Source organism: Ancylothrix sp. D3o (assembly GCF_025370775.1).
Classification (GTDB): Bacteria; Cyanobacteriota; Cyanobacteriia; order Cyanobacteriales; family Oscillatoriaceae; genus Ancylothrix.
This window is the reverse complement of record NZ_JAMXEX010000015.1, coordinates 43279-67196: the sequence shown is the minus strand read 5'-3', so window position 1 is coordinate 67196 and position 23918 is coordinate 43279. Positions and strand designations below refer to the sequence as shown.

Here is a 23918-nt window from a genome sequence, read left to right as displayed (position 1 = left end):
TTTCTGATAGCTTATATCATTCCACTAAATTAGTTGGGTTGGAGATATTGCAGTGCTATGTAGATATTATTAAATGGATAAAACTGGGCTCGAACGGGTGACTTACCCAGTTTAGATTAGTTTCCATTCAATTAATTTCCCCAGCGAGTGGGGAGATCCCTTATGTCGACGTCCATAACTGCCATGAGGCGTTTCCATTCAATTAATTTCCCCAGCGAGTGGGGAGGTGAAATACTGGGAGATTGTCGACGATTCATTCGGTGTGGTTTCCATTCAATTAATTTCCCCAGCGAGTGGGGAGACAACGATAATTTAGTTCAGTGACAAACTTATACGTTTCCATTCAATTAATTTCCCCAGCGAGTGGGGAGTCAACCCAGACCGCAGTGGAGTAGACCAAGCCCTCATGTTTCCATTCAATTAATTTCCCCAGCGAGTGGGGAGACGATAAGGTTTTAACTTCTCTATATATTAAATCTTTGGGTTTCCATTCAATTAATTTCCCCAGCGAGTGGGGAGAGATGCCACAACACCTAATGCAGCACCAGTATTTTTTGTTTCCATTCAATTAATTTCCCCAGCGAGTGGGGAGTTTTTTATATTGTTTTCCGACTGGAACTGGTAAATGTTTCCATTCAATTAATTTCCCCAGCGAGTGGGGAGTACTCATTTCTATATGGCGAGAGAGATACCTTTACCGTTTCCATTCAATTAATTTCCCCAGCGAGTGGGGAGAGCCATAGGAATATCAACTTTATACATGTTATCGCATGGTTTCCATTCAATTAATTTCCCCAGCGAGTGGGGAGCCCAAACTAGAGCGGAATTACGAAAACAACGAACCCAGAGAAGTTGCCAGTTTCCATTCAATTAATTTCCCCAGCGAGTGGGGAGGTCTGTCCGCGAGTTAATTGCCGGGAAATACTAACTTTGCAAAAGTTTCCATTCAATTAATTTCCCCAGCGAGTGGGGAGGTAGGAGTAAAGGTTGGAGGCTCTAAAGTCAATGGAGTGTTTCCATTCAATTAATTTCCCCAGCGAGTGGGGAGATCTCTTCATCAACCCAACGAGCCCATACTCCCTCAGTTTCCATTCAATTAATTTCCCCAGCGAGTGGGGAGACTCAAACCTTAGGGGAAACAGACATGTTTATCAATCAGTTTCCATTCAATTAATTTCCCCAGCGAGTGGGGAGCCGTTCAATGAGATTAAGGTAGGTAAGCATACCTTAGATGTTTCCATTCAATTAATTTCCCCAGCGAGTGGGGAGTTGAGATTTCTCCTAAGGATTATTACATCACTTAGAAGTTTCCATTCAATTAATTTCCCCAGCGAGTGGGGAGAGTGATTCTAGAACTACGTCTTGGTTTAGGAGCTAAGTTTCCATTCAATTAATTTCCCCAGCGAGTGGGGAGAAGGAGACACCACGTTTGATGTCCTTGACCCTAATGGAGTTTCCATTCAATTAATTTCCCCAGCGAGTGGGGAGGGAAACTCTATACCGGAGTTCATTTGAACTCTACCGTTTCCATTCAATTAATTTCCCCAGCGAGTGGGGAGTTTCTGAATATCTAAATGAAAAAGCCGATGTCTTAATCTGTTTCCATTCAATTAATTTCCCCAGCGAGTGGGGAGGTAATAACAAACAACACAACACACGAGTACCATGCGTTTCCATTCAATTAATTTCCCCAGCGAGTGGGGAGTGGACAGTTGCCTATATCCAAATTCAGAAAAAAGTATTAGAACGTTTCCATTCAATTAATTTCCCCAGCGAGTGGGGAGGGATAACTTATTTAAATGGGTGTATGCCAAACTCGGTTTCCATTCAATTAATTTCCCCAGCGAGTGGGGAGGAGAAACCCTGGATTAGAGGCTAATTACATCTCAATGGCGTTTCCATTCAATTAATTTCCCCAGCGAGTGGGGAGTAGCTGAACTCCAGGCTATGAAGGCTAATGGGATGGCTCAAGCTCAGGCTAAGTTAGGGTTTCCATTCAATTAATTTCCCCAGCGAGTGGGGAGAGCCTATGGTGTTGGAATGGTGGCAATAGCCACAGCTACGTTTCCATTCAATTAATTTCCCCAGCGAGTGGGGAGCGGAGGTGAAGGAAGAGAACACCTTACTTCTATATGAGTTTCCATTCAATTAATTTCCCCAGCGAGTGGGGAGTTTCAGGAGGTAAAGCATCTCTTCAAGGTTAATAAAGCGTTTCCATTCAATTAATTTCCCCAGCGAGTGGGGAGAGGCCCAACAATTACCTTACGAGATTGAAAATGGTTACCTCGAGGTAACCTACACAGTTTCCATTCAATTAATTTCCCCAGCGAGTGGGGAGACTCCAACTGGGATTCTGTAAAGGACATGTTACCTCCTTGGCTGTTTCCATTCAATTAATTTCCCCAGCGAGTGGGGAGGTTACATCCAACATTACACAGGAGGCTTAGTTAAGTGTAATTGGGTTTCCATTCAATTAATTTCCCCAGCGAGTGGGGAGCTAACTGATTGGAAAGTTCTTGATGGTAACGGGGACACTGTTTCCATTCAATTAATTTCCCCAGCGAGTGGGGAGTGTACTAAATAAACCTATAAGCCTAGAAGAATTAACTTCTAGTTTCCATTCAATTAATTTCCCCAGCGAGTGGGGAGGATATTGAGGAGTACACCGGGTATTTCCTCAATAGTTTCCATTCAATTAATTTCCCCAGCGAGTGGGGAGCCGAGAAGTAGTCATAGAGGACACTGCCTCGGTGGGTTTCCATTCAATTAATTTCCCCAGCGAGTGGGGAGGTACCCTTATTAAAACCCATAACCGGCAAGATGTCCAGACACCGATTGCGAGGCTCACTAAAAATCACTAAAAGCTGCAACATAACCCTCCTAACAAAAATCCTGAAACCCTTACCCCGTCTAACTGCGAGGCTCCCAACGAGAAAACGTCATCCCACCCCCATCACCCCCAGCCTCGCAAAATCAAACAATCACCGACCCCGGAAACTCACGAACAGAAGGGCCAACACCCCAAGTTTCCACCTGACCACGAGTATGTTTAGATAAAGGATAAAAACGCAGACTATCCTCATCCAACTTCACCCGTTTTTTCAACCGGCGGCGCAACTCCTCAAACTTTTTCTCAGACAATACACACTCAAAACAACTGTACTGCACCCACTGACCATAACCCTCCAACAAATTAAATACCTTACGCCGACGTTTATCGCAAGGAATATCGTAAATCACAACATAAAAAAGCATGATTCATCGAATTAAATAAGGCTTATACAACCGGCTCGGCTCATAAACAAACTGCTTAAAAAGCTTCACCTGCTGATTCAACAAATCCCACTTCGGCTGCTTACCAGACTCCGTATCAATCTCCTCCGCCATCCGACGCAAAAAAGCCTTCAAAAACTTCTTGCGGCCCGAATTATTCAAAAAACATCCCCCATTTTTGTACTCAAAATCATTCAACACATCCATCATTTTTCGATTCACCAAATACATTACCAACGAATCTATCATAGGTGCACGAAACTCCTCAATTAAATCCGAAGCCAAAGCCGCATGACGCTCAGAACCCTCATGCAAACAAGCCGAATAAGGATCTAAACCCTGCAACTCAATTAAACTCAACAAATGATTCCAAAGAATCTGATAACCAAAACTCAACATTGCATTAACAGGATTGCCAGGAGGACGACGAGACCGGCCCGCAAACACAAAATCATTTCCCTCCAAACACTCAGCAAAAGCCGAGAAATATTGAGCAGCACCGGCCCCCTCAAACCCCATTAAACGCTGAGTATTATCAGCCTCCCCCGCTTTATCAATCAAATACTCCAAACTTTGGATCGCCAAGCTCAGAGTATCAGAAGAACGGCGCCGGTTTTGGCGTTGCAAAATCACCCGTGAATTGCGTAATTTTGCCTGAACAATAGAGCGAGCCACCTGCAAACGTTCTACAGCTAATAACTGCTGCTGATAACGCGCAAGTTGACGAAAACCACGTTCAATTGGCAAAATTCGCCCATAACAAAAACCCATCCGAGACACATAAGCAATGGGAATATTGCGCCACAAGCAAGCACGAATAGCCTGCGTTGTGATTTGCGAATTGCCAAAAACCAGCACCATTTCCAGCAAAGGTAACTGCACTTCTGCTTGGACAGTTTCGCCTTGCTTAACAACCAGCAATTCTTGATTTAGCGAAACATAACAACCTTGCTGAGAAACATAAAGCGTTTGCATTATTGCCGCTCAATTTCTTTAATATTCCGATGCTGAATTGTGGGCCAATTAGTTTGTTCTTCCACAGAAGCATGGATATTATCAACACGAGAAGGTTGCAAAAAACGTACCACAGAATCTGCAATAGTGGAAGTGAAAAAACTAGCAACCGTGACAAGAAAAGTATTCATAATCACCGCAGCTAAACCCATTGGTGCAATCAGCAAAATTACCAAAGTAATAGAACCGTTAACCATAGCAACAGAGAAATTACGAACCACAGCAGCGCGATAAGTGACGTACATAAACAAACTCCTTGAGATTCTGAGAAAGGGGTGCGGAAAAATAGGGACACCCTGATATGTAAAACTAAAAATAGTTGTGGAAGAATTAAGTTTATTGTTACTCATAAAATTGGCCGGTAAAAGCGACAGGTTAAAATTCGTCTCTAAAACCGGCCCTTAACAACCATTACTTGTGAGAAGAACCGGCCTCCTCACATAACGTTTTTAATCCCCATTCATAGAGAGAATGCAAAAGCAAAATATCAGGAACTTTTGAAGAAGGCGAAATTTTTTTAAGCACATCCAACATTAAATTTTTAACAACTTGTGGATCTTCGGAATACCCCACAGTAAACAAACCCCCATCCGTCCACATTGAGCGGATGTTTGGCAAAGTCACCGACTCCGCAGAATGAATGACATTATTGCGTTTTTCCCGAATTCGATGCAGCAATTTGTACCAGTTATCAGAAGCATTTAGCTTTTTAGAATTTCGCCATCCCTCTATTAAACCGGTAAAACCAGGCTGATAATCATTGCCTAAATGTTGCAAATTTGCGGGTATAGTAATGTAACCAGCTTTTAACCAATTTCCAGCCTGAAATTGCAAAAACAAGAGACGTTCTAAAGTTTGAACAAATTGGATAAAAGCAGCAGTGTAGTTTTCTCGTTTGAGCGGTAAATCAATTAAAAAAGAAGACTCCCAAGCTTGAGCAATCGGCTCTTGTTTTACAATTTCTAAACGTTGCTTCCAGGTTGTTACTTGTGCTTCTCCTGCTAATTTTAACACATCTTTTGAATTTATCCAGTCCCCAATTTTAGTTAAAGAATTGGAAGTTTCCCAATTGGCAGAACGGGATAAATAACCGGCTAACTTATAGAGAACCGGATAGCGAGTTTCGTGAGGCTTCAGCCAAATTTGCACCTCAGAAAAATCGCCACGTTTCCAAGCAGAAATGACGCGGACTCGTTCCAAAGGCCAGAAATACTCACCCATTGAAATGAGTTTATAGCCGGTGGAAGCAACAGCCTTTTGGAAGCCAGATGAATCAGGTTCAAAAAAGCTTTCTGGATCGTCAGGACAAGCATTAAAAACTTTACATTGCCGGCCTAAAGCAGCAGCGCAAATTTCAACACCAGAAGCAATAGCGGGGGTGCAACCTTTGTTTTGAATCCACAAAACAAACTCATTGTCAATCCCTGCCGGTGAAGAAAATTCCAAAGCTTCTTTTAAAATTAATTCTTCTAATTCTTCCCGAATAGCCATGTTATCATTAGCTTCGATAGGGGGAGTGTGAACATCAACGCGGAGGTTTTTCCAAACAGATTTAATTTTGCCTTCCATGAGTTTTGCAAGCCAGAGAGTATCGAGCCGGCGATAGGACCAAGAAACTTTTTCAGGTTGGTCTGTTCCCCAGAGTATAATGTGTTTAAGACCGTTTTTTTCCGCAGCTTTGATGATATGAAAATCGAGTAAAAGTTGAACGCGGCTAAAGTCGTAACCAAGTTCATAAATACAGTGGTTATAGAAACGTTCGCCTAAGTCGCGGGCACTGTGGGGATAAGTTTTTTCCTTTTCTTGATAAAACCCGCGTTTTAGTTCTAATTGCTGGTAAAGTTCTTCAACGTGACGGGGATAACCGATGTTTCCATCAGCGCCGAAAGAGCGGATAATTCCATCATTACAAAGCCATCCAACTTGACGAGTTCCAACGGTAATAATGAGGGTATCGACGCGGTTTATTGCTGTTTGATTATTTGACATAGGTTTAGGTTCTTGGTTGAGGATTTTTGATTAAAAATCGTCTTTCTTTGAAAGAAGATTTTAGAAACCAGGTTGATTAAAAAAACCCGGTTTCTGTTCATCAAGTTAACGGCCAAATTTGAGCAAAATCATTACTCGTGGTATTTGTTCGCAGAGTCTCTAAATATTTTTTGCGAGGCTCTTGAGTAGAACCAAACACCGTTACTATTTGATAATCGCCTAAATTGGCAATCCAAACCGGCGAAGGTTTAACACCACCGGCAACTTTGCCACAAAGATTGCCATCATACTTTCCATACCTTTTAAAATCCTCACTGTGCAGCACAGCCAAAGCATAAGGTTTGCCAAAATCTTCCTTTCCAGAACACACCACAATTTTACAATTACTATCAACAGCTTCTGACCATTGATCACCGGTAACTCTACCAAAACTTAGGGGTGGTTTTAGGTTGATTTTTTTGCCGCTGATGCTGGCAAGTTTGGCATAAAAACCTTCCAAGCGTTGCTTAAAAATAACTTGGAATTCTTTCACAGTTGCCGGCAGTTTCCAAAACTCATTATCTCTATCTGGCGTTAAAGTTGAACCCCGCCACCAAGGAGCATTTGAGCGAGTTTGGCGCGAATAACAAGGACGCCGCGCACCTTGACCAATTCCTCCTAAATGAAACATCAACCAAGTCAGGTTTTTTAACAACTCAGCGAGGTTTTTTTGATTTGCTGCCGGTGCTTCCGAAGAATAACTCAGTAACAGCGTTCCTTTTTGTTCACCACAGGGAGCATTTTTGCCTTCAAAAGTGCCTCTGGGTTCTTTTTGAGTAATTTTGCCATCCGTCAAATTCACCTTAATCCAGCCGTGTTTTTTGGGATTAATACCCCCAAAAAGTGTAGCTTCCCATTCCTGTACTTCCTGAACAGATAGCACCCCGAAAGCCAAAACACGAAACCAATAACGTAGCATCGATTTAAAAGCAACTGCACGCACTTCTGCATCAGGAACGGTATCTGTTCTTAAGTTACCTCTGCCGTCAAATCTTAAGCTGCCGTTCCGTTCTCTTTGGAAAGGTTGAGAAGAGTTATTAAACTTTTGCCGGCCATGAATTAGCTGTCCTTTTAAACTAAAATTAAGCCGCAAAAATTCATCACTAGGAACACCGGCACCCGCAATCAACAATCCCCCATAGCCGCTATTTACCTGAGAACCTATACCCGACTGCAAACCAGCCTGCAACCACTGTTTAACCTGGTCTAAAATTGCCGTATCTGTGCAACCACTAGCCAGACGTAAACCAATTAAAAAAGTAGGTTCTGTTAGCGATAAAAAAGCATTAGGATTTGGCTTGTATTCTAGGCTATTTCCCTGCCATTTCCAGATATTATTCGCCATATCCACCGCCAGCATTGGCGCAGCACTGGAGATAGGATAAGCATCAAAAAAAACCACCTTACCGGCCCGATCTTTGGGATTATTTGCCTCTAAGGAACCAAACCAAGGGGCTATCTGTTTTTCTGCTTGTTTCCAGTCTATTTTTTGCTTACGCATTATCTCTTTAATTGCCTGAGTTCTGGCAACACCGCGTAAGCTAGAAGAAGGAATAAAAGGCATCCCCAAAGCATCAAAAGCAGGCAGTAAAATACTTTCTGGCCCTCGGTGGCCACCGACACGAATTCGCCAACTACATTTTGCCTGAAAACAATTACCTTCCCCAGCAAGTTTTCGGGTGCGTTCGTTGAGTTGTTTAAGCCAGTCTTTATAGCTTTTAGATTTCTCTTCTGCCATTTGCAAAATTTGAATTTTTGTGGGGTCTTTATATTCGCTATCGGGTGCACGCATCCACCGCAAAAATTCCACAAAACTCACAAAACTTGCATTGTTATCTGGCTTATGTTCCCTCCCTGGATAAAGCCAAGGAGAAGGCTGAGGCGGGGTGTTGGCACCCCCATTTCCACTATTACGATGCTGAGGCGGGGTGTTGGCACCCCCATTTCCACCCTTAAGATTAGGTCTTTGTTGAGATGCCATTGTTTTATTCTTCTCCTTTGATATCGTGATAAATAGCATTTGCCCAAAAACTAAACTCTTGTGCTAATGCTAATCCTAGGCCGGTTAACCCCAAATATTCATCTACATCCAGCTTTTTGATAACATCCAAGCCGGTGTTATTTGCCAAATCTCCTACTTTTGAAAGCGTTTCCAAGCATTGAAAAAACTTCTTAACCACTTGTTTTTTTCCCTCTTGGCTTAAAGCTTTTTCCTCAGCTTTAAGACGCATCATCCCCCAAGTAGAAAGGTAAGTATAAAGTTCAACAGCTTGGCTTTTTTGCTCTTTTAACCGAGATTGATCAGTGTTATTTTGAGTTCTTAACTCACTCAAAGCATCATAAACCGGCGTTGCAATCGTGCGGGGGTCAAAATACTCGACAGCCATTTTTTATCTCTCCTGATTTTGCTTAATTATTGCCTAACCACTGTTGCACAAACCCACGTCCTAAGCTTTCCTGTCCGCCAATTTGCAGAATGGAGTTTTCGCTTAAGAGTGCTTTAAAATCTGCGGAAGATTCTTCACCTTTGCCATTGGCTTGAGAAGTAATTCCCCAAGTAAAATACATCAGCGTATCTGGGGGAATTGCTTCCTCATAACGGAAACCACCATCAACTGATTTATGTTCATCCAGCTTAATTTTCACCTGGCGCCATAAACTCATTTGAATCAAGGTTGCACAATGCCGATCTGGTAAAACTAAGACTCGTGTAATAGCATTTGCTTCGGGTGATTGGGGAATAAAATTCTGCCAATTATCCCAATTTTGTAAGCTTTTGGCCGGTAGAATTGCATCTTTAAGATAAACCGGCGCTTTGGTAGCTAAATTGGTACTATATTCAGCCGGTATTTCTGGGTTGCCATTAAATTTTGCCCAACGTTGTAACAGTAAAGGGCAACTTATCCAAATCACTCCATGACTCAAAGAAGGCACCGGCATCCACAAAATTGAACCATCACCAATCCAGATATTTCCTTGTTCAAGTTGAGTTATCTTTTTATCAGTTTCTGCCTCATACATCTCCAGAAAACCTGTATCTTGAGTATCCTTTAAATCGGGGCCAAAAAGTTGCACACGCTTAATGCGTTGTTCAATATCATTGCCAACTGTCGAACGCAATTTACCGCGAATTGTACTAGAAGGAACGTAAGGCAAATTGGTGTGAGATTCACGGGCAATTCCTAACAAATTTCCTTCTTGAGTTGTACCGCCGGTGTGCAAAGGTGCCAGCAGATATAAGTAGACGTAATTCATTATTTTTCCTCCTTGTAAGAAATCCAAAGTAACTCAGAATAACCCAACTTTCGCAAACTTTTCGCCTTTTCTAAACCCTTACCCTCCTTAGAATTAGGATTTTTACAAAATAGCAAATCAGGTTTCTCCAAATAATAAACACTCCCAGGCGGCGCTGCAAAAACTTGGGGCGCCGGCACACTGTTATTATCCTTATCTCGAATGCGACAACTAATAGGAACCGGCTTATCTGTTGCCACACTCACCAAATTTCCCTTGCGTGCATTCGGATTTTCAGGATAAGCTAAATCCCATTCCCAAGGCCAAGCACGACAAATAGCTTGACCCCCATCATGTTTACGCTCAAACACCCCCGGAGTCACCAAATAAGCCAGACATTTACCCCCTTTTTGGAAGTTATCATCCGAGACTTTCTTGATAGCCTCCCATTGCTCTTTAAGAGGTTCACACCGCTGCAAAATAGCCCTGTGTCCTTCCCCTCCCAATTGCAAAACTGTAGGCGTTTCAATGTCTTGATTAATGCCAATTCCTAAACTCCAACCCGACATCATCCGGATAGCATTCTCCACAAAATATCCATCGCTATCTTTCACTTGACGAGTACCTTCTTGGATGGCATTATGAGGGCGGCTTTCTACCTTCCAGGGTTTGATTTCATCAGAATTATTGGCCTCCCATTCATCCTCTTCTATTTTACCACATTCCAGATATTTTCTAGCAACATTTATAGGTAAATATTGCAGAAAACTTTTATCTTTTTTCTCCTCTTCTTCCTTATCTTTTTGACGATTAGGCGGTTTAACAAGAGGACAAGGTTGTTGCCGGTTCCACATAGCTTGCCGTAAATTAGAATCTTCTTCCCAAAGTAAAGGCACTAAAGGAATAGACCCCACAAAACCCAAAGGACGCGGTAAATAAAGAGTTTCTTTGTAAACCAAAAACGGGCCGGTTAACTCTAAATCTACCTTGGCATTTAACAAACCACGAACCGCACCGGCCAATGTATGATTATTCGGCGGAAAAACACTGCCGGCCCATGCACGTTCCCCCGGAGTAAAAGGTTTTGCATCCCGCAATAACAAGATATCCAAAGGTGTCAAAGTGTACCAAAACATCATACTTTATGCTCCTAATTTAATGTCACGTTTGCGAATCACAAAAGCCGCAAGTTTGCACCAGCTTTGTAATTGGCGGTCGAGTTTTTCAGGTTGAGTTGAATCCCACAAAGCCTCAATAAACTCAGCCAAACATCGCTGAAAATCACCCGTTGTATCCCCAGGTAATTGCTCACGACGAGAACAAAAAGCCTGCGTCCAAGGTTGAATTGCTTTCTCCAAAGGCGCAGGATGCTGACTCCAAACTTCCGCCACTTGTTCAAAAATTGCTGCATCCAAATTATCCAAAGAAATTAAATTTTTCCACAGCTTAAAAGCATCAAATTTGGCCGTAGCTTTCAAGACATTACCATTGTTGTAAATCACCCGCACTTGTACCGCATCTTTCTTATCACCATTAGGAGATTCATGTTCCTTTGCTTCGTCCTCAGCTTCCCAACGATTCTCCAGCGCAATAGCCAAAGGTACAGAATGACCGGCTATCACAATTCCAAAACTAATCGTCGCCTTTTTTCCCATCGTAAAAAGCGGACGTTCCGATAAATATTTCGGCAATTCCCCACCATCCCATCGCCAATAATGACCTCCATTATTAAACTCATTACGGGGATCTTTATCACCTCGGAAACACTCACGAATATCCCATAACCACTCATCCCACTCCCAGAGATTTGTGTAAGCCAAAACATCATCCCCACCCCCATAAATCAACCGGCCCGCATAACGTTCTTCCGTTAAATACGGCAGCAATTGATTAGAAAAATCCAACAAAGCACGACTCAAAGCATTATGAGTTGCCGGCCCCATGCGTTTTTTCATACCCAAAAACTCCTTAAACGATTCCCAGACATTTCGGGTTTTTTTATTGGGTTCGCCTTGTACACTTTTCAATTCTTTATCGAGTTCGTTTTTTACCTCTGTTGCAAGATATTCCTCATAATTATGTAGCGGTTCCCCCTTCAACCAACTACTCATATCATCTCCATCACCCCCCGCCAAAACATACCAATCAGTCGGATTATTTCCCGCCGCAAAACGTTCCTCAATAAACGTGCGAACTTTTTTCAACTCCGCTTGAGTTTTTTCCTTTTTCTTCTCCTTTGTTAAAACTTGATTCGGCAAATCAGATTTAGGCTCAAAATCCTCAATCAACCAACCGGCATTTAACAAACGAGGATTCAATAAATTTGCGTTTTCAGACAATATCCAAGGAATACCCCAAGATTGATTTTCCGCTTTAATCCACTTAAAATGACCAGCCACTTCTTCACACACTTGAACATAGTAATCTCGCGCCTCTGGATGCTTCCGTAACCAACCGGCCACCCCCGAACTCAAATCAGGATAATACAACTCTAACCGAGTATTTTCCCGACCTAAAACTTCAGGCAAAATCCGATGCAAACCCCGTTTTAAAACCTCCGTTGCATTCAACTCTTCAATACCATCAAATAAACCCGCGTGTTCCTCCCAAAACTTTGCCGTCTCCCCCTCCGTAATCCAATCTTTATCATTTTTTAAACCATGAACAACCGGCCCAATTCCTGACACCGTAGAACGCGGCCCAAAAGCCGTAGGTAACTCCCAAGTCCGCGTATTTTTAACAGCATTCAGCGCAAACCGAATCTGATCAAAAATACTTGCCCACCAAGAACCTACATTCAAATTAGGCTGCCGGCGTTTAAAATTAGGTTGAGAACGATGAGGCCAATCTTCCCGCAAAGCAGATTCATAAGTCGCCTTCAAAAACTCAGATTCAGCCTCCACAAATAAATCCTTTTTTGGACAAGCAAAATTATTTTGTTCGTCTTGCCATTCTTTATAATTCCTTTCTTTACGAGGAGAATGATGCAGTACAGTGTCTCTGTTACCAATAGGCAAAGCAGTCCAGTAAGTTTGCCACTGAGTTTTTAACCAATCATCCCAAGTATGTTTGTTAATTTTTTGCCATTGATTACTACTATTTTTTTGCAAATTTTGCAGCACCAAATTTCCTAAACGTAACCACTCCTTTTTGATGGTTTCTTCAGCTTGCTGCATAGCCGCTTTAACAGGACTTTTTTCTGTGTTAGAAGCGCCATTATCAGGCAAAATTAAAACCACCACATTAGGAAACCCAGCCGTTAATAACTGGCGTTCCGTCGGCGCTTTTATCCACTCCGAAAACTGAGGATATTTTTCTAACAACCACAAATCAATGAGAGGCTGTTGATAAAGACAAGGATAGACCAAACTATCAGGGCCATATTTCCAAGCAATTGCCCAACAAGCCTTAGCAGAAAGATAATGAAGCAACCAAGAACCGGCCCAAAAATCCCGCATTTTGCGACTAGCTTTAATTAATTCTTGCACCGGCGTAAAACTAAAAATTGCCAGATGAGGGCGAGATTCCTGATAAGCTTTGCCTTTTCTCGCTCCTTTTTTCGGATAACTGTTATTATCAGAATAAAACCCAGCCAAAGAACCGGCCAAAGCAGAAGTCATCGTTGTATGACTCCACAAAGAAGCATCAGGAATACGAGTATCTGCCGGCAACAAAGGCAAACAAGGCTCATTAGGAATATTAAAATCTCGGTCAAAAGCCTGTGAGAGAACCTCTGGATAACATCGCCATAACCACCAATAAACCTTGCGTGCATCCGTACAAGTGCGTATGGTTTCTGGAATTAAGTTTTGTTCAAAATCCGCCAAAACTGTAGCGCGATTTTTCCCCATCCCCATCAAAGAATCATGCCATTGCCCAAGCTTAAATTCTAACGGCTCTCCTGATAGCAAGTGGCGAATTTGTAACCCCTCAGCATCATAGTCAACAGCCGTATTTTGCAGTCGGCCAATAGCAGCACGATCACTAGCTGAAGAAATTAAATCACACAAACCAACGTGCTTTAACCACTGAGTGCTGTAAGGGCTATTTGGGAGCGATTTTCCCTTTGGAGAAACCCACCCTTCCATACAAGTTAAAGAGTTCCAAGCACCTTCTTTTCCTCTACCAGCATTATCATGCAATGCCTTAAGCACGGGGTCATGTAATAATGCCCAAATTTTTGCTTGCCAATAGGCTGTCATTGTTTCTTTCCTCACTGAATATAGGCTGTGTTAATATATTGGGTTGTTTCGCAAAATTTACGGCAATTACGCAATTCTACGAAAAATTTCATGGCCGGCATCAATAACCGCGTCAAAGCAAACCCCCGCCCAATAACGAACCCCGGAGTTTTCATAGGGGCTCAACTACCAAGGGGTTTTTTTATTCGTCTAGGTGTCAGCATCAAACACCGCCATCAAACACCGGCTCCCAGCACAGACTCCCTATAAGCTATCAGTTCCCCTCTTTAACTGTCCTCAAATTCACAATATTTATCTCAACATCACAGAAAGCAACAAATCCACACAAAATAATAAACTCTAGCCAGAGAAAAAAAATATGTAAATATTGGCTTTTAATAGACAATAAACCAACCCACCGGCTAAAGCAATGGCAAAAAACCCCATCCTCCACCCCTACTCAGACAAACAAGCATTTGAACGCTTGATGATATTACTGACAACAATTATCCAAAATCCGGGGGTAGGGAGCACCGGCCAAACATCCCCCACCAGCGGATACCGAGACACACTCTTAGAAGTGCAAAAAGCTATGCAGCAGACAGCAGCAGAAATAAACATATCTTTTCCCGAAAATTATCCCGCTACTCCCACGATTCGCAAAGACATAGAAACCTTAAGAAACTATGGAATTTTAGAAAGAAGAATGTATCGCTGGGGATATTATCTTGGCACCGGCGCACTTAACTTTCAAGAATTAAAAATTGCCTTAAACGCCCTTCAATCCCAAGCTAAATATCAAGGAGATCCCACATCAAAACGCCTGATAGAAAACCTAAATAAACGCCTCAAAGGACTAGAATTAGAAACAAAAGGAGAATTATTTTATCCGATCCGACAATTTCTTAACCGCGCCATAATTTCTACAGATCCTGAAGAAATGATGGAAAAAGGAAACAACCAAAACACCCTTTTCCATAAACTCGACATCATCGAGAGAGCCATATTACAAGGACTACCCATCGAACTTTCCCGAAACAGCGCCCCCTACAGCACCGGCAAAGTCGGATTCAGCCACATTTACCCCCTGCAAATTTTATATCACGACATCGCCTGGTATCTCCTCTCCCAAGAGTACGAAACCGGCCATTTTGCCATCGGCAGAATCAACCGCTTTAGAAACTATTGCAAAATAACATCCCAACAAGGACGTAATTTAGAACAGCAAAAAGAAAACCTACAAAAAGCCCATCAACTATTAAGCAACGGCTGGGGATTATATCTAGGAAACCTCGAAGAACAACAAGCAGAACTAGCCGGATCTTTAAAATTTGAATCAATCAAAATCCGCTTTTATCCCCCAGTAACAACCTTTATCTTAGAAGGAGAACTACGCCATCCCAAACAAAAAATAATAAAAGGCCCCAAAGACACTACCGGCAATCATATTTATGTAGACTACAACGTAAAATTACCCCCCCGCTCCTTTCAAGAATTCATGCTATGGGTAAACCGGCACAGCGCCAACGCACAAATTTTATCCCCCCGCATCCTAATAGAACAACACCAACAAGCCGCAAAAGCGCTTCTTTCTCGCTACGAAAACCCGCAACAATAACGAATTATCCTAAAATATTTTCATCAACAACCACATCCCAATCCATCGACATTTAAACATCCACCGGCCCTAAACAGATTCATCGGTCTTGCAATAGTCGGGTAAGGTTTGGGGATTACTCTGAGTCAGATTAAAGAGCGTATTGCCACCGCTAAAAATAAAGCCAAGTCCGCTTTTCCAGACAAATCGTTAAAAAGCAGTGTAGATGCTGATCCACGCGAAACTCAAAAAATCAAATAATTGGAAAGATCCTAAAAAACGGAAGAAATTAGAAAAACTTTTACCTGAATTAAAAGCCTTGGTGGGAGAGTACCAGTGATTGCCACTTTTACCCGATTTACTCGCCACATATCCCCACTGCCTAGCCCGATTTTTCACAATTTTTTCCCAAGCAAAAGCAATTCAATCTCACCGATTTTCAAGACAGTTTCAGAATTTCGCCCAGCTATCGGCCAAAAGTCAAAGGATATCTGAAAAAAAACGCACCCCTGGAGCAAACATATACTCACCGCCCGTTGGCGTTACCCATCCCCCCGGAATTGGCAATTCAAATTTTTTAGTCCCATTTCCCAAAGAAATTTTAGTATCCCGTGCAGCACCAATAATAGGATCTACCCCTCCATTTGAATGAGGCTTATTCGCCTCATTTACCCATTCATTCATTAAAAACTCAAATTGATTAACAATTGATGTTTGGAACGCCACAAACAAAAGACCTCTCTCAGCGGATGCTTGCTCTGTAATTTCTGGGCCAAAAGTAATACCGCGCCTTAACAGTAACTTTTGAAAAGTTCGCTCTTTTGAACCCATATCTGTCGCATCATCCCTGGGGTTTACCTTACGAATATGTGCAGCGAAAGGACATATTAACCCATTTGGATCTGCTTGATTAAGTGGATAGGGATCGTTTGGCAAAGCTATAGTCGTTGCCTCACTAAATTTAAAATAATTCTCTGCTAATTCTGGTTCTGTAGCATTAGCTAAATGTTGTTCTCCACGATCAATATTTGGATCACGCATCACCGGCCATCCAGACGCCCATCTACCCACAAGCAACGCACCCAGTCGTTCAGGAGTAAGGTTTTCATCAAAACCATTATTGTGACGCAGAGTTTCCGATGCTTCCGCAAGAAAGCTAAGAAACTTTTGCACATCTTGCGATAATCTCCGATAAACCAAAAACGAACCATTCACAGCCCAAGCTGGGCCTGGTGGCTCTGAGTTTGGACGGCTTAATTCAGGCTCATCAAATTGCTGTCTCACATAGCCAAACAAAAAATGACCAGGCCATACTAGAGGACGACCAGGTGCAGCAAATCTATCACGATAAATATCAAATGCGGAATCTTCTGGCCATGTTCGCGGTTCAATAAAATCAGCCGGTGCATTAGATTTACGCCCTCTAATTGCTGGATGCGAGATGCCATCCTTAAAACCGAAATGTTCATGTCCAGCCAGTGCGCCGGGTCGTACGCGACCTCTATCAACATGAATTAACTCTAACCCTTGCTTTTGTGCGGAAGCAATAAATTCCTCTTCAGCCCTGACTGCCCAATCAAGATTATCACTAGCCAGAATCAAAAGTACATCTGGAGAACGTGAACCGGCCCCAAAAACCCATGTTTCTGGAGACCCCACAGAACCGCTACCCGCAGGAGGATCGCCAAGAGTACCGGATCTTTTCTCCAATCCTAATTTAAAAGCAATATCATCAAACTCCTCAATCCCAGGTACACCAAGTTTTACAAACCCTTGTGCGGAAATTGCACAGTTGATAAACAAGAAATCAAGATTCTTTGGTTCGTGTCCTAATTCCAAACGCCTCGCCTTCCAAATACTGTGAGCCTCAAGAACCTCTCTAGCTTTTGATAGTTTAGGAGCGAGAGATTTGAGCCACAATTTTGCCGACTCCGGCTCAATTATTTGGAAAAACAAAAAGTGCTGACTATCCTTTTTGAAGCCAGGGAAAATATTGCCTTGAATGTCATCGATATCTAAAACTGGCTCTTCAAGCATTTCTTTTATCCTCGTGTTTTATTTGTGTTCATACGACTCTGCATATTAGTAAGCGCATTTGCTGGACTTGTAGAAGTTCCTGCCACTGGTGTTTGTAGGGGAAATGGAGTAGTATCCGTGCAACCAATTGCTCTAGGTAAAGGAATTTGTTGGGGTTCACTTACCAAAACTCCCACACGCACATCAATACAAGCTGCAATCTGTGAGCCAAATTCAATAGGCTGACCACCTATTTTGATATCGGATACTGTGTAACCTTTGCTTTCTGGCACTGAGTAAACAGCACGAACAATATAAGATTTGTTAGGATCAGCATCCTGTGTTCCCCTTAATACTTTCCAAAATGTATCGGCTGGGGTTCCATCTGGAGTTTCCCACCCTTTCCAATCAACTCCGCTCATATATAATCCTACTGGATTTTCAATCGTAATAAAACGGTTTTCTCTGGCAAACTGATTGATAGCATCTCCAATACGAGGATCGCTTTGACGTTTTTTATCACCATATCGACCACAGGTAATAAGCCCTTGTGCATCTGTAATCGGATTGCCTAAACGATTTACCCGTAAAATACAAGAACGCGATACAATATTTACCTGTGCTCCTAGCGTGTTGTTTGGTTGCTGCATATGTACAGCAAATTCGTTATTGTAACGGTTATACCAATCATATTCACCACTGCTATCAACTAAATCATCAATTGTGATTGATTGGTTCGCCGTAATTTGACGGTAAACATCTACTAACAACTCCCGTGATTCTGGGGAAGAATAAAACATAAAATTGTAATATTCTGGTGGCTCACTTGTAAACAAGACTTCGGTAATTTTGTTAGCGCTGTTCCGCTTGACCACCCATTCGCAGTATTCATCTTGAATTCGGGTGATAATAGATGAATAATCTTGAGGATTGAAACGTTGCGGTTGATCTAAATAGGTAAATTTTTCCTTCGTATTATTAAACTGCTCATCAAAGCTGATTGGAAGCGCTGACCATATAACATTCTTCATTTCTGAAGGAGACGGGATAGGCATTGATGCTGGATTATATAAACGCAGGTCACTGTCGGAACGTCCCCACCTTTGTAATTCTTCTAATGCTGAAGCCGATCTATCATTTGGTTTTCCATAAAGGTTTGTTTCATATAAATCATTAATGAAAGAACTCCATAAATCTTTTAAACCCGGTACTTGTTCAAAATCAGTTAATTTTGCCGTTGGCTCAAATATCCACATTTCGTATGCTCCTTTTTATAACTAAAACAAGCCGAATTACAGGCTGAGAAATTAATTAGGTAAAGCTATCTAATTAATTTAGTCTAAACTTTACAGACAATTTAAGCCTAACTTTTTCTTGAGATGCGGTGTCATTCTAGGGCTGGTTTATCCCCCACCGGCATGACTAGACTAACCTGTTGAGACGACACCTAATTTTCTGAACAGCCTTGCATAACAGGGTTCAGCGCGTTACTAAACAGAAAAGTGTGATCACCCGGTGTTTGAATGTCACAATGCCCTTCGGGTCGTGTCCCATTCAAGGGCCGGATCTTGGTCATGTCCTGCCGCCTTCATTGCCTGTTGGTAGCCAGGGCGAGTGCTAAGGGTAGCTAACCATCTTTTAATATTTGGCCGGTTGTCGAGGCCAACATTATAGAACGCCTTCATCGTCCCGAAAGGGAAGTGCATCATAATATCAGCAGCCGTAAATTCCTCTCCGGCAAAGTAGGTGGCTTGCAACAGGTGATTTTCTACCATTTGCAAGTGGCGTTCCAGACGTTCGTGTAGAACCGAAAGCAGCCCAGAGTTGTTAGAAGTCCCGGCGGCCATTGTTGCGATCCAATTTATAGCGATCTGGTTCATCAAGCTGGCGTTGGCATAATGGAACCAATACAGGTAATGAGGATACTGCGGGGAGGCAACGGGTACTGTAAGCCGGCCATTTCCATAACGAGCGAGCACATACTCAACGATTGCACCAGATTCAGCCATCACCACATCACCATCTTCTATCACCGGCGCACTGCCAAGCGGATGAATAGAGCGTAGTTCAGCCGGTGCAAACTGCGTAGTTTGATCTCGCTGGTACAGACGCAGTTGGTAGGGTAACTTTAATTCCTCTAGTAACCAGATGACTCGTTCGGACTGGGAAACATTGAGATGATGGACAATTAGCATGGGGCTTTAATCGGTTAAAGCTGCATTATATTCTGATTCTGCCTCAGTTCCTCTTTTGAAAACTCACCGGCATTCGATCTGAGGGATAAATTAAGAGGTTCTGCTGCAAGTCTTGTAAAGAAGAACGACCGTTAACTAATTCCCAATCAAAGTGGCGTAGCAATAATGCTAAGATCATCGTTTTTTCACGCATTGATAAATCCTCTTTTAAGCAACGATGGGACACTGACCCAAAGTTTATCATTGGCAGTGAAATTGTTTCTTTATCATTCTCTAACCCACGTTTCCGCAGAAAGTCCTCTGGATTAGCATAAACTTCTAAATCTCTTCCTGCTGCAAGCATTGAGCAAGATAGTCTTGGTAACAACAAAAAGCTATTTTCAGTAAAGTTTTCCCATATTTAAAAACGATAAAATCTAGGTTTTAAAAGATAGAAAATTCTGCTTTGTCCAACTCGCAACTTACCTATCAGCGAAGAAAGTAGACTTATGTCTCCAATTGAAAAAGCTCATTATGTGGAGAAATAAAAGAATATTGGGCTAGAAATAGGTACTCTAGGATTACGTCCAGGCAATTATATATTTTTAGCAAAAAAAAGTCTTATAGAACCCAAATTAAACAACAAAAATAAACCTATTGACACTGCTATAATTAAAAATAGAACGCTCAATAATACAGCCGACTTCAAACATAATATGACACAAAATAGACAGCCTATAGTATTAAAAAGCCATCAAATATCTACACTCCTTGAACATTTGCCGTAAAATAATATATAATTTCAGACATACCTCCGCTGAAAAAACCCTGAAATCAAGAGAGACACAAAATTATGGAAAAAACAAACCTTTATCAACTTCGGGATTACCAAATACTCTGGATAAACCAAGTAATTAATTCTTGGAAACAAGGAAATCGCGCAGTTTTGGCTCAATTACCCACCGGTGCCGGCAAAACAATTTGTTTTGTATCCATTGCATCGCGCTTCTTAAAAGCAGGCGAAGGAGTATTAGTCATCGCTCATAGATTAGAACTCATTGAGCAAGCAGTCAATAAACTTTCTCATATACTCCAAACCGAAATAGGAATCATTAAATACAAAGTAAAACCTAAACCACACTGTCGCGTCCAAGTAGCAAGCATTCAAACAATATCTCATAAAAAAGACCTCCCACAAAATATAGGACTCGTCATCATAGACGAAGCACATCATGCCACAACCTCATCCTATCGCCGAGTTATTGATGCTTATCCCTCCGCCAAAATCTTAGGAGTCACAGCCACACCCAAGCGCTTAGATGGACAAGGCTTTAAAGACTTATTTGATGATTTAGTTGCCGGAGTAAGTGCCGCCGAACTAATTTCCAGAGGTTATTTATCATCCTTCAAATTATTTGCGACTGATAAATCAATAGACACCACAGGAATAACAAAAGGAAAAGTTGATTTCCTTTCCACAGAATTAGCCTTAGCCGTAAACAGTCAAATAAGCTTAGAAGAAATATTAAATATCTGGAAAAACTATGCAGGTGGAGAGCAAACCGTCATCTTCGCCGCCAGCGTAGAACATTCTCGCAGCATAGCCCAAATATTCCGCCGAAATCATATAAAATGCGAACACCTAGATAGCGACACCCCCCCAGATGAACGAGCATCAATTGTAGAAAAATATCGAGATGGAAAAATCCAAATTCTAACCAACTATCAAATTATATCCGAAGGCTTTGATGTCGAAGGCATAGGCTGCGTAATCTGCGTTAGACCCACAATTTCAGAAATATTATGGTTGCAAATGTTAGGCAGAGCGTTAAGACCCTTAATAACAAGACAACCAGCAATTTTAATCGACTTAACCGATAACTGGAAGCGCCTAGGTTTACCCGATGAAAAACGTAAATGGAGCTTAGAACCCCTAGAAGTAAATCAATCAGACAGAGAATGGGGCCTTATTAAATGCACCCATTGTACCCATATCTTCCGACCCCTCAATGATGAATTAAAACCCCAATATTCCGAACTCACAAATGACGGGACACTCCTTTACCATCATCTAGCAATTTGTCCTAGTTGTGGCCAAGAAGTAGAATTTCAAACCTCCGAACACAACAACCCTCACTACCGAGATCGCGTTAAAATCAAAACCAGCATTCATCCCGAAATCCAAGAAATTGATTTAACCACATCAACAGCCAGGAAACGCGAAATATATAACATGATTATCACCAAAAACTTGAAAAAAGCCAAAGCATCCGAAATTTATAAAGCCATTTACATGACATTTATCGAAAAAATCTCAGAATTTACTTTAGGAGATTGGAGAGCAATTGTCGCCTTCGTAGAACCCGAAGAAAGATGGATAACAAGAAAAGCCTACGAACTATATGTAGAAGGCTTAAATCGGCATAAAAATCGACTTGCCGCTCTCGCCTTTAGAGAAAAAAAACGCCAGAATGAACTATTACAAAAAGTACCCCAGCAGAACAAGAAAATACCACAAATAGCCGAAACCAAAAAAACTACTCCCCCTGAGAAACCTGGCATTCCTTTGATTCAAAACAAATACGCCAAACAGTGGGAATTATCCCTTCAGTACCTAGCCAATGAATCTCAAGAAACCGCTAACTTTCTCGAACACAATGGCGGACTGTTTGCAGTAGAAAAAACTATCACCCAAGCATTAAATATTACTATTGAAGTTTGGAAGAGCGACGAAATAAAATGTTTAAAACTTCTCCACCAAGAAGACTTTAACCGAATATTCAGCACCGGATTTAACCAGACAGCCAAAGTAATGTTCCGCTTGAAATGGGATTAAATCAAACCGCATACCAAGCATGATTGTTTCTGGGCGTGATAAATACGGTCAAATCGGGGAATATACCATCGATAAAATACTGCTTTTCGTTTCCAAAACTCTCAATCTTTTGGGTATAACTAAAGTAGCCAGATGATGCCATCCCCAAATTTTCACCTTCACCCGTGTTTTGGCTATGTTGCAAGATTCCTCCCAACGAAGCCAGGTAGTCTGCCCACTCCTGAGCATGATTGGCTAGAGTATCGGATCAAGTCAGAGGCGTAACACCAACTTCTGCCCGATATTGGTTATGAGCATTGAGAATTTATTGGCTCATTGAGATGGCTCTCCTGAGTTTATGGTGTCAAATGTACCTAATAATACATTTACCGTTATCAGCTTCCATCTGGACTATCTATTAGCCTTGCTTGGAGTCAGGGTTGAAACTTGTACTCAAGTTGAGGGAAAAATTTTCTTGGGACTGAGCATTTTATCAGAAGGAAATGTTTGTCATCATTGTAACAAACCTACCGAAAAACTGCATCAAAATCGACCAATTCTAGGAAGAGATTAGTAGTTTTTATTGTTTGCTTATTTTGGGCTTTCCTTTTTCCATATCCATGCTTTTTTAATAATTTGCCAACTAAGGGGAGACTAATGGTAAAACCTGCTGCTCGTAGTCCAGAAGCTATTTCTTTATGTCTCAAATTAGTTCAGATTAACTCATTTATTGGCTCTCCGGCAGTGTGTTATTTGAAAACTTATAAAAATGCTACATCAATGCCGCTTTGAGTAGACATAATACTTTTTATTCCCCCTACGAGTCTTTCTAATTCTGGAAATATTGAGTGTCTGATCGTCAATTTTTTCGTGCATCTTCTATTCCCTTGACGATAGTATTTCGACTGCATCCCAAAAGTTGGATTATATAGCTAATTTCACCCCATCCTAATTTTTTAGCTTAAGAAAGCGGCATACCTTCTTTTATGATTTTTTGATAAAAATTTATAATTTATTTTTCATTTCTGACTCAATTGAACTAGAAAAACAACATGGTTTCAAAAGTAAATTAGAATAGTTAAATAGAAAAATCCGTTGTGAGTTTATCTCTACTTTGGGAAAATTGCAATAAACGCACTTTTTCCATTACAACGGATAAGTCATCAACTTATTTGTTTTTCCTTCCTTAATGTTTCAGATATTAAAAAATAAGGATTTGAAATAATGTACGCTCTCACTGAAGACTAATATCAACTACGGGGTGAGTCAATAAGAAGAAATTTATTTTAGGCAATCAAGTATTAGTTGTTCTCAATCTCTAAAAAAATTAACAAATCCTAAAATTTTTATTTTTTACAACAAAGCTCTAAAAGACTTTACCACTAGGTATGATGCCGACTAAGATGATATTACTCATCTTTGATGAAGTGACCATCAGCGAGATTGTCAAACTTTGTCTTTCCGATTTAGGCCGTAGGGATGTGTTCGCCGTCTCTTCTCGCTTAAAACGATTATGACACCGAAGAGCAAACGACCGTTCTGATGCGAGTCTACTCCATGTCTCCATTTGGAGGATAGATAATTTG

Annotated in this window: 16 protein-coding genes and 1 CRISPR repeat array; of the genes, 3 read left to right on the top strand and 13 right to left on the bottom strand. The window is 41.5% G+C overall.

The features are described from left to right. Window positions 1-119: 119 nt before the first annotated feature. Window positions 120-2790: direct repeats of the CRISPR family, unit length 36 nt; unit sequence GTTTCCATTCAATTAATTTCCCCAGCGAGTGGGGAG. 183 nt (window positions 2791-2973) lie between these two features. The 9 genes from cas2 to cas10 form a co-directional block, all read right to left on the bottom strand. Continuing rightward, the gene (cas2, locus tag NG798_RS20815) at window positions 2974-3255 is read right to left on the bottom strand and encodes a CRISPR-associated endonuclease Cas2 (RefSeq protein WP_261225627.1); all 282 of its coding nucleotides are present in this window, start codon (window positions 3253-3255) and stop codon (window positions 2974-2976) included. 3 nt (window positions 3256-3258) lie between these two features. Beyond that, a complete protein-coding gene (cas1, locus tag NG798_RS20810) occupies window positions 3259-4248 on the bottom strand; it encodes a CRISPR-associated endonuclease Cas1 (RefSeq protein WP_261225626.1) in 990 nt (329 codons plus the stop codon). Continuing rightward, window positions 4248-4532, bottom strand: a complete 285-nt coding sequence (gene csx18, locus NG798_RS20805) for a CRISPR-associated protein Csx18 (RefSeq protein WP_261225625.1) — start codon at window positions 4530-4532, stop codon at window positions 4248-4250. Before csx18 ends, cas1 begins: the two co-directional genes overlap by 1 nt. A gap of 166 nt (window positions 4533-4698) precedes the next feature. Next, window positions 4699-6276 (bottom strand): hypothetical protein, encoded by a 1578-nt coding sequence (locus tag NG798_RS20800; RefSeq protein ID WP_261225624.1) that lies wholly within the window; start codon window positions 6274-6276, stop codon window positions 4699-4701. A 100-nt stretch (window positions 6277-6376) separates the two neighbouring features. Further along, window positions 6377-8296: an RAMP superfamily CRISPR-associated protein gene (locus tag NG798_RS20795; protein WP_261225623.1), complete on the bottom strand. Its 1920-nt coding sequence runs from the start codon at window positions 8294-8296 to the stop codon at window positions 6377-6379. Window positions 8297-8300: 4 nt separating this feature from the next. After that, window positions 8301-8702 (bottom strand): hypothetical protein, encoded by a 402-nt coding sequence (locus tag NG798_RS20790; RefSeq protein ID WP_261225622.1) that lies wholly within the window; start codon window positions 8700-8702, stop codon window positions 8301-8303. Between the two features lie 22 nt (window positions 8703-8724). Further along, a complete protein-coding gene (cmr4, locus tag NG798_RS20785) occupies window positions 8725-9570 on the bottom strand; it encodes a type III-B CRISPR module RAMP protein Cmr4 (protein WP_261225621.1) in 846 nt (281 codons plus the stop codon). Then, complete coding sequence (locus NG798_RS20780) at window positions 9570-10688, bottom strand: type III-B CRISPR module-associated Cmr3 family protein (RefSeq protein ID WP_261225620.1); 1119 nt, start codon at window positions 10686-10688, stop codon at window positions 9570-9572. Before NG798_RS20780 ends, cmr4 begins: the two co-directional genes overlap by 1 nt. A 3-nt stretch (window positions 10689-10691) precedes the next feature. Beyond that, window positions 10692-13751 (bottom strand): type III-B CRISPR-associated protein Cas10/Cmr2, encoded by a 3060-nt coding sequence (gene cas10, locus NG798_RS20775; RefSeq protein WP_261225619.1) that lies wholly within the window; start codon window positions 13749-13751, stop codon window positions 10692-10694. 27 nt (window positions 13752-13778) lie between these two features. Here cas10 and NG798_RS20770 point away from each other — a divergent pair, with 27 nt between their 5' ends. Both NG798_RS20770 and NG798_RS20765 read left to right on the top strand, forming a co-directional pair. Beyond that, on the top strand, window positions 13779-14000 hold the full coding sequence (locus NG798_RS20770; RefSeq protein WP_261225618.1) for a hypothetical protein: 222 nt from the start codon (window positions 13779-13781) through the stop codon (window positions 13998-14000). 160 nt (window positions 14001-14160) lie between these two features. Beyond that, the gene (locus tag NG798_RS20765; protein ID WP_261225617.1) at window positions 14161-15348 is read left to right on the top strand and encodes a YafY family protein; all 1188 of its coding nucleotides are present in this window, start codon (window positions 14161-14163) and stop codon (window positions 15346-15348) included. Between the two features lie 459 nt (window positions 15349-15807). Here the strand turns inward: NG798_RS20765 and NG798_RS20760 are convergent, their stop codons facing one another. From NG798_RS20760 to NG798_RS20745, 4 genes are all read right to left on the bottom strand, one after another. Further along, window positions 15808-17364, bottom strand: a complete 1557-nt coding sequence (locus NG798_RS20760) for a Dyp-type peroxidase (protein ID WP_261225616.1) — start codon at window positions 17362-17364, stop codon at window positions 15808-15810. A gap of 5 nt (window positions 17365-17369) precedes the next feature. After that, window positions 17370-18599 carry a hypothetical protein gene (locus NG798_RS20755; protein WP_261225615.1) on the bottom strand — a complete coding sequence of 410 codons (1230 nt, stop codon included), beginning with the start codon at window positions 18597-18599 and terminating at the stop codon, window positions 17370-17372. Between the two features lie 270 nt (window positions 18600-18869). Next, complete coding sequence (locus NG798_RS20750; protein ID WP_261225614.1) at window positions 18870-19538, bottom strand: glutathione S-transferase family protein; 669 nt, start codon at window positions 19536-19538, stop codon at window positions 18870-18872. A 43-nt stretch (window positions 19539-19581) separates the two neighbouring features. Beyond that, window positions 19582-19881 carry a cytochrome P450 gene (locus tag NG798_RS20745; RefSeq protein WP_261225613.1) on the bottom strand — a complete coding sequence of 100 codons (300 nt, stop codon included), beginning with the start codon at window positions 19879-19881 and terminating at the stop codon, window positions 19582-19584. A 489-nt stretch (window positions 19882-20370) separates the two neighbouring features. On the opposite strand from NG798_RS20745, the gene NG798_RS20740 reads away from it, so the two are divergent. Next, a complete protein-coding gene (locus NG798_RS20740; RefSeq protein ID WP_261225612.1) occupies window positions 20371-22353 on the top strand; it encodes a DEAD/DEAH box helicase in 1983 nt (660 codons plus the stop codon). Window positions 22354-23918 lie beyond the last annotated feature (1565 nt).